The organism is Streptomyces sp. CBMA123, from assembly GCF_014596465.1.
Classification (GTDB): Bacteria; Actinomycetota; Actinomycetes; order Streptomycetales; family Streptomycetaceae; genus Kitasatospora.
This window is the reverse complement of record NZ_MECK01000455.1, coordinates 1-1,953: the sequence shown is the minus strand read 5'-3', so window position 1 is coordinate 1,953 and position 1,953 is coordinate 1. Positions and strand designations below refer to the sequence as shown.

The following is a 1,953-nucleotide window of genomic DNA, read 5'->3' as shown; positions in this document are numbered from 1 at the left end:
GGGCGGCCGAGCCGCTGGTGCAGCCGGTCGCCAGCAGCAGGGCCAGCGACGCCGCCGCCCCCAGGTGCCGCCTCGTGATCCCCACCTCCGCCCCCTAGCCCCGGAACCTGAGCACGGTGGTGAACCCCTGCGCGCCGTCGGTGAAGCCGGTGCCGACCAGCGTGGTGGCGGGCTCCTTGCGGCCGAAGCCGGCCGAGTACCAGCCCAGCGGCGGTTCGGTCTCGCCCCGGTGGGCCCGCCAGGTCAGCCCGCCGGGCAGGTCGAGCACCGCGGAGCGCTCCTCACCGTCCCTGGTCCAGGTCAGCGCGGCCCGGTTGCCGGTCAGCTCCGCGGTGATCGCCGGGCCGAGGTGGAAGGCCAGCCGCGCGGCTGCCCGGCGCGGGCCGCGCACCTCGTCGACCACCCGCAGCTCCCGCTCGGCGGCGTCCAGTTCGACCCGGCGGCGGTGCACCGCGGGCCGGTAGCCGTCGTGCTCGGCGCACCAGCGGGCCACCCCCTCGTCCGAGGTGCCGGCGACCAGGACGCGGCTGCGGGCGTGCCGCGTCCACAGGAACGGGCCTCCGGAGACGGACTGGTCGGCGCCGTCCAGCTCCAGGGTGTTGTGGCCGAGGGTCGAGCGGAAGTGGCGCCGCCACTCGGGCTGCCCGTGGTAGCAGTACGTCCCCGGGTCGGCGAGCACGTCGACGCCGTCGTGCCGGACCTCCACGGACAGCGCGTCCGCGTGGGCGTGCGCGGCGATGGACAGGAAGCCGTGCGGGCCGCCGTCGCAGCGGCACCAGATCTCCCCGGGGCCGCGCAGCACGGTCAGGCCCGCGTCGGCGAAGTGGGCCGGCCGGCGGGCCGGGCGGGTCACCCTGCCGTCCTTCCCGTACGGCCGGATGAGCGCGGCCAGCAGCGGGGTGCGCGCGTCGGCGGCGGGCACCGCGGGCCACCAGTCGAGCCGGCCGAACACGGCGCCCCCGGTGGCCAGCAGCGAGGCCCAGCGGTCGGTGCCCGCGCCGTCCAGGACCAGGCCGTGGCCGTCGTCCGCGTCCCCCTGGCGCGGCGGGCGCAGCCGGTCGTCCACCACGGCCGCGAGCGCGTCGGTCATCCGCAGCAGCACCAGCCGGACGGTGCTGGGGACGGGCACGGCTGCGGCGTCCGCCTCGGCCAGCGCGGCCAGGCCGAGTTCCAGGACGAGTCCGTGGTACTCGGTGGCCAGTTCGCGGTTGAGGCCGGAGGGGAAGGTGTTGCCGCGCAGGTGCCGCTCCAGCGAGCGCAGCGCGTCGGAGCGCCAGCGCGCCGAGGCGGGGAACCAGTCGAAGGCGCAGGCCGCGGCGAACTGCCCGGCGGCCTCGGCGATCACGTGGTTGTTGGCGGAGGAGCCCCGGCTGGGGAAGGCGGCCAGCCAGCGCTGGTGGTGCCGGATCTGGTCCTGCGCCACCGGGTTGGACTCGAACAGCGCGGGCGCGCCCGGCCAGCCGTCGAGCAGCCGGCGGATCCACACCCAGGAGAGCAGCCGGATGCCCAGCTCGATGCCGCTGATCCAGTGCACCCCGCGCAGCGGCGGGTTGGCCGCCCACCAGGACCGCAGGTGCTCGGCGACCCGCTCGGCGTAGCGCTCGTTGCGGGTGACGGCGTAGCCGGCGGCGAGCACGGTCAGGTACTGGTGCCGGGACGGCTCCCAGATCTGCTTGATGTCCCCGATGGCCCCCTCGTCCCGGTACGGCAGGTCGAAGGCGTAGCCGGCGGGGGCCCGGCGCCCGGTCTTCGGGTCGTACCACCAGTCCGGGGCGGCCAGGTCGTCGCGGCGCACTCCGAAGAACTCGGCGTGCCCGTCCATCAGCCGGTCCGCCTCGGCGGTGAGGCGTTTCACGGCCTCCGCCGGGACGGCGGCGAGCGCCCCGGCGGGCAGCACGGCGGTGAACCGGGCGCCGGTCAGGGCCGGTCCGGGCGCCGGCGCGGTGCGCCATC

At 77.0% G+C, this 1,953-nt stretch carries 1 protein-coding gene; it reads right to left on the bottom strand.

Annotated features, from left to right (window positions below; translation table 11 throughout):
• Positions 1-94: 94 nt before the first annotated feature.
• On the bottom strand, positions 95-1,953 hold a 1,859-nt coding region (locus tag BG452_RS33935; protein WP_188308191.1), incomplete at its 5' end, for an alginate lyase family protein.